This window comes from Pseudonocardia sp. NPDC049154 (genome assembly GCF_040648315.1).
GTDB lineage: Bacteria > Actinomycetota > Actinomycetes > Mycobacteriales > Pseudonocardiaceae > Pseudonocardia.
In genome coordinates this window covers 1-5,777 of the sequence record NZ_JBEZDN010000226.1, presented here as the reverse complement: position 1 = coordinate 5,777, position 5,777 = coordinate 1, and the positions used below count along the sequence as shown (strand labels likewise).

Annotated in this window: 5 protein-coding genes; 4 read left to right on the top strand and 1 reads right to left on the bottom strand. The window is 76.5% G+C overall.

The window, feature by feature from the left end; translation table 11 throughout:
• Positions 1–421 (bottom strand): SH3 domain-containing protein (locus AB0B41_RS42550; protein ID WP_358212843.1); only part of this gene is annotated, 421 nt, incomplete at its 3' end.
• Positions 422–754: 333 nt separating this feature from the next.
• On the opposite strand from AB0B41_RS42550, the gene metK reads away from it, so the two are divergent.
• The 4 genes from metK to fmt all read left to right on the top strand — a co-directional run bounded on the left by metK (position 755) and on the right by fmt (position 5,690).
• Positions 755–1,957 carry a methionine adenosyltransferase gene (gene metK, locus AB0B41_RS42545; protein WP_358212841.1) on the top strand — a complete coding sequence of 401 codons (1,203 nt, stop codon included), beginning with the start codon at positions 755–757 and terminating at the stop codon, positions 1,955–1,957.
• A gap of 103 nt (positions 1,958–2,060) precedes the next feature.
• Positions 2,061–4,118: a primosomal protein N' gene (locus tag AB0B41_RS42540; RefSeq protein ID WP_358212844.1), complete on the top strand. Its 2,058-nt coding sequence runs from the start codon at positions 2,061–2,063 to the stop codon at positions 4,116–4,118.
• A 94-nt stretch (positions 4,119–4,212) separates the two neighbouring features.
• Positions 4,213–4,761 carry a peptide deformylase gene (def, locus tag AB0B41_RS42535; RefSeq protein ID WP_358212839.1) on the top strand — a complete coding sequence of 183 codons (549 nt, stop codon included), beginning with the start codon at positions 4,213–4,215 and terminating at the stop codon, positions 4,759–4,761.
• Complete coding sequence (gene fmt, locus AB0B41_RS42530; protein WP_358212837.1) at positions 4,758–5,690, top strand: methionyl-tRNA formyltransferase; 933 nt, start codon at positions 4,758–4,760, stop codon at positions 5,688–5,690. The genes def and fmt overlap by 4 nt, the downstream gene beginning before the upstream one ends.
• Positions 5,691–5,777: the final 87 nt, after the last annotated feature.

Below are 5,777 nucleotides of genomic sequence, written 5' to 3'. Positions count from 1 at the left end.
GGGCGGCGTTCTCGGGCGAGTCGGTGCCGGAGGCCGACGGGGCGCCGGTGGTCTCCGGGGCGCCGCCGTTCGCGCCGCCGCGCGACGGGGTGAGGCCGGCGTCGTCCGGGGTCTCGGCGGCGGTGCCGGTGCCGTCCGTCTTCACGAAGTCCTTGACGGCCCAGCCGTCGAGGTTCTCCAGCTTGACGAACCCGTTGCGGGTCTCGCCGACCTCGACCTCGGTGCCGCGGTCGCAGACGGCCACGATGTCGGCGTCGGCCGCCGGCTCCTCGCGGACGTTGACGTTGTCGGTGCAGGTGCCCGTGGTCGCGGCGGACGCGGTGCCGGCCAGCACGGCCATGAGCCCGGCCGCGCCGACGGCGAGCACGCCGCCGACCGCCGCGGTCACGCGGCCCGGTCGCTGCAGTGCAGTCACCTTCATGGGGAGGAACCTCCGAGAGTGTCGACCGCGACCCGGGTCGGGGTGACGCGAGGGCGTCGGTGGGGCGCGGCTGCGGTGTCACCGGGCCCAACGACGCCGCTCGTTACCGATTCGGGACCCCGCTCGGGGTCCACCCGAAGGGGTGGTGGACGGCGCGTTCACGACACGGTCCGTCACGCAGCGTCATCGATCGAGACGTCCTCACCTGCGGACGCCCGCGGTCGACTACCCTGCCGTCCGACAGCATCCAGCGATCTGCACCCCGCCCCGCCGCACGACGCGGCGGAGCCGGCAACGAGGCCAGGGGAGCGACGACCTCGGCAGGAGTGACGCGTGGCGAACGTGGGCCGTCGGCTCTTCACCAGCGAGTCGGTGACCGAGGGTCACCCCGACAAGATGTGCGACGCGATCAGCGACACGATCCTCGACGCGCTCCTCGCGCAGGACCCGCGCAGCCGCGTCGCGGTCGAGACCCTCGTGACCACCGGGCAGGTGCACGTCGCCGGGGAGGTCACGACGAGTGCCTACGCGGACATCCCCGGCCTGGTCCGGGAGAAGATCCTCGAGATCGGCTACGACTCGTCGTCGAAGGGCTTCGACGGCAACTCCTGCGGCGTCAACGTGGCGATCGGCGCGCAGTCGCCGGACATCGCCCAGGGCGTCGACACCGCGTACGAGAGCCGCGTCGAGTCGATCGACGACGAGATCGCGCGGCAGGGTGCCGGGGACCAGGGCCTGATGTTCGGGTACGCGAACACCGACACGGACGAGCTGATGCCGCTGCCGATCGCGCTCGCGCACCGGCTGTCGCGCCGGCTCACCGAGGTCCGCAAGAGCGGCGTGCTGCCCTACCTGCGACCGGACGGCAAGACCCAGGTCACCATCGAGTACGACGGCGACAAGCCGGTCCGGGTCGACACGGTGGTCCTCTCCACGCAGCACGCGGCGGACGTCGACCTCGACGGCATGCTCGCGCCGGACGTGCTGGAGAAGATCGTCACCCCCGAGATCGGCGACCTCGGGCTGGACACGTCCAACGTCCGCCTGCTGGTCAACCCCACCGGCCGGTTCGTGATCGGCGGCCCGATGGGCGACGCCGGGCTCACCGGCCGCAAGATCATCGTCGACACCTACGGCGGGTTCGCCCGGCACGGCGGCGGCGCCTTCTCGGGCAAGGACCCGTCGAAGGTGGACCGCTCCGCGGCGTACGCCATGCGCTGGGTGGCGAAGAACGTCGTGGCCGCCGGGCTGGCCGAGCGCATCGAGGTGCAGGTCGCCTACGCGATCGGCAAGGCGGCGCCGGTCGGCCTGTTCGTCGAGACCTTCGGCACCGCGCACGTCGACCCGGCCAAGATCGAGTCGGCCATCACCGAGGTGTTCGACCTGCGCCCCGCGGCGATCGTGCGCGACCTCGACCTGCTGCGCCCGATCTACGCCCCGACCGCGGCGTACGGGCACTTCGGTCGTAGCGACATCGCGCTGCCGTGGGAGGACACCTCGCGCGCCGAGGCGCTGAAGTCGGCCGCGGGCGGCTGAGCCCGGCGTTGACCGCACGAACGGCACTCGTGTGCGGTAGGTCCGCACGAGAGTGCCGTTCGTGCATCCCGGGAGCGTGTGAGGGGCTGGTGTGAGCAGGCCGGTGCGGAAGGCGCCCGCCTCCCGGACGCGCGGCGAGTGGAGCGCGGCGGCCGTGCAGCCCGTCGCGCGGGTGGCCGTCGACGTGCCGCTGCCGCACCTGGACCGGCCGTTCGACTACCGCGTGCCCACCCACCTGGACGAGCAGGCCCGGCCGGGCGTGCGGGTGCGGGTGCGGTTCGCCGGGCGGCTGGTCGACGGCTTCCTGCTCGAGCGGGCCGAGGAGTCCGGGCACACCGGGCGGCTGGCGTGGATCGACAAGGTCGTCTCGCCCGAGCCGGTGCTGACCCCGGAGGTCGCGACCCTGTGCCGGGCGGTCGCCGACCGGTACGCCGGGGTGTTCGCCGACGTCGTGCGGATGGCGGTGCCGCCGCGGCACGCCCGCGTCGAGGCGGAGGCCCCGCGCGAGCGGGAGCTGCCGCCCGTCGAGGCGCCCGACCCCGCGGGGTGGGCGCGCTACCAGCACGGCGCGGCCTACCTCGACGCCCTCGCCGGCGGCCGGGCCGCGCACGCCGTGTGGCAGGCCCTGCCGGGGGAGTCGTGGGCCGCCCGGTTCGCCGAGGCCGCCGCGGCGACCGTGGCGGCCGGGCGCGGGGCGCTCGTCGTGGTGCCCGACCAGCGGGACGTCGACGCCGCCTGCACCGCGCTCAGCGAGCGCCTGGGTGCCGACGCCGTGGTCGCGCTGACCGCCGAGCTCGGCCCGGCCGAGCGATACCGGCGCTGGCTCGCGGTGCGGCGCGGCGCCGTCCGCGCGGTCGTGGGGACCCGGTCGGCGGCGTTCGCGCCCGTCGAGAAGCTCGGCCTGCTCGCCGTGTGGGACGACGGCGACGACAGCCACGCCGAGCCGCGCGCCCCGTACCCGCAGGTCCGGGACGTGCTGGTGGCCCGGGCGCACGCCGCCGGCGCCGCCCTGCTGGTCGGCGGCTTCTCCCGCACGGCCGAGGCCCAGCTGCTGGTGGAGTCCCGGTGGGCGAGCCCGATCGTCGCCGACCGGGCCACCGTGCGCGCCGCCGCGCCGCGGGTCACCGCCATCGGCGAGACCGACACCCAGCTCGCCCGCGACCCCGACGCCCGCGCGGCCCGGGTGCCCGCCGTCGCGTTCGAGGCGGCGCGGCAGGCGCTCGGCGCGGGCCGCCCGGTGCTCGTCCAGGTGCCCCGCGCGGGCTACCTGCCCTGGCTGTCCTGCGCGCACTGCCGCGAGCCCGCCCGCTGCCGGCACTGCGCGGGCCCGCTCGGCCTGCCCCGCGGCGGGACGGACGCCGATCCCGGGCTGCCGACCTGCCGCTGGTGCGGGCGGGCCGAGCCGGCGTTCCGGTGCGGCGGCTGCGGGTCGCGACGGCTGCGCGCGGGCGTCGTCGGGTCGCGGCGGACCGCCGAGGAGCTGGGCCGGGCCTTCCCCGGTGTGTCCGTGCGGACGTCCGGGGGCGGGGCACCGGTGCTGGCCTCGGTGCCGGCGAAGGCCGAGATCGTCGTCGCGACGCCCGGGGCGGAGCCCGACGTCGACGGGGCCGCCGCCGGGTACGGCGCGGCGCTGCTGCTCGACGGCTGGGCCATGCTCTCCCGTGCCGACCTGCGGGTGGCCGAGGAGGCCCTGCGCCGCTGGCTCGCGGCCGCCGCGCTGGTCCGCCCGCACGCCGAGGGCGGGCGCGTGATCGTCGTCGCCGAGTCCGCGATCCCGGTGGTGCAGGCGCTCGTGCGCTGGGACCCGGCCGGGTTCGCCGCCGAGGAGCTCGCCTCGCGCGCCGAGGTCGGGTTCCCGCCGGCGGTGCGGATGGCGGCGGTGGAGGGCACGCCGGGCGCGGTGGCCGACGTGGTCGACGCCGTCCTCGCCGCCGCGCAGGACGGGGGACCGGAGGTCGAGGTGCTCGGCCCGGTGGAGATCGACACTCCGCCGGAGCCCGGGGAGGCCGCGGACGAGGTGCGGGAGCGGGCGCTGCTGCGCGTGCCGCGCACGGACGGCCGCGCGCTGGGCCGGTACCTGCACGCGGCGCAGGCCGCCCGGAGCACGCGCAAGGCGCCCGACGCCGTCCGCGTGCGGCTGGACCCGGCCGAGATCGGCTGACCCCCGGCCCGGGCCGGCGGAGCACCGGCGGCGCGCCCGGCCCGGCCGGGGCCGGGTGGCACAATCGGGGCAGATCCCGATCGTTTGGAGTTCCGTGTCCGTTCAGCCCGTCCGCCTGTTCGGCGATCCGGTGCTGCGCACCCCCGCCGCGCCCGTCACCACGTTCGACGCGGAGCTGCGCAAGCTCGTCGCCGACCTCACCGACACCATGCACGACGAGGGCGGCGCCGGCCTCGCCGCGCCCCAGATCGGCGTCGGGCTGCGCGTGTTCACCTTCGAGGTCGACGGCGTGGCCGGGCACATGGTCAACCCGACCTGGAACGCGGTCGACGGCGAGGAGCAGTTCGGCCCCGAGGGCTGCCTGTCCATCCCCGGCCTCGGCTGGGACTGCCGCCGGGCGCTGAACGTGGTCGCCACCGGCTGGAACATGCACGGCGAGCCGATCACGGTCGAGGGCACGGCCAAGCTCGCGCGGGCCATCCAGCACGAGACCGACCACCTCGACGGCGTGCTGTTCGTCGACCGGCTCGACCCGGAGACCCGCAAGCTCGCGATGTCCGAGATCCGGGCCGCCGACTGGTTCGGCCGCCCCGAGCCGGTCGTGAAGGTCAGCCCGCACCCGATGTTCGGGAAAGCCCGTTGAGGCTGGTCTTCGCGGGCACCCCGGAGCCGGCCGTGCCGGCGCTGCGGGCGCTGCTCGACTCGCCGCGCCACGAGGTCGTCGGGGTGCTGACCCGGCCGGACGCCCCCGCCGGGCGTGGCCGCCGGCTCGTCCGCTCGCCCGTGGGGGCACTGGCCGACGAGGCCCGTCTCCCCGTGCTCACCCCCGGGAAGCCCCGCGACCCCGAGTTCCTCGAGGCGCTGCGCGAGCTGGCGCCGGACTGCGTCCCCGTCGTCGCGTACGGCGCGCTGGTGCCGCGTGCGGCGCTCGACGTCCCGGCCCACGGCTGGGTCAACCTGCACTTCTCGCTGCTCCCGGCCTGGCGCGGCGCCGCGCCGGTGCAGGCGGCGATCAGGCACGGGGACGAGATCACCGGCGCCACCACGTTCCTGCTGGAGGAGGGCCTCGACACCGGCCCGACCTACGGCGTGGTCACCGAGGCGATCGGCGAGCGGGACACCTCCGGGGACCTGCTCGGCCGGCTCGCGCGCTCCGGCGCCGACCTGCTCGTCGCGACCATGGACGGCATCGAGGACGGCACGCTGCGCGCGGTGCCGCAGCCCGCCGAGGGTGTGTCGCACGCACCGAAGGTCACCGTGGCCGACGCCCGCGTGGACTGGTCGGCGCCCGCGGCGCCGCTGGACCGGCTGATCCGGTCGACCACGCCCGAGCCGGGCGCCTGGACGGAGTTCCGGGGTGCACGGCTGGGCCTGGGTCCGGTCACGCCGGTGCGGACCGGGGAGACCGACCTGAAGCCGGGCGAGCTGCGGGCGGAGAAGAAGCGGGTGCTGGTGGGAACGGCCACGGTGCCCGTGCAGCTGGGCGAGGTGCGCCCGGTGGGGAAGAAGGCGATGCCGGCGGCGGACTGGGCCCGCGGCGTCCGGATCGAGGCGGGGGAGTCGCTGTCGTGAGCGAGCAGGACGACGCGCGGCGCGGGGACGACCGGCCCCGGGACGACCGGCCCCGCGGCGACCGGCCCCGCGGCGACCGGTCCGACG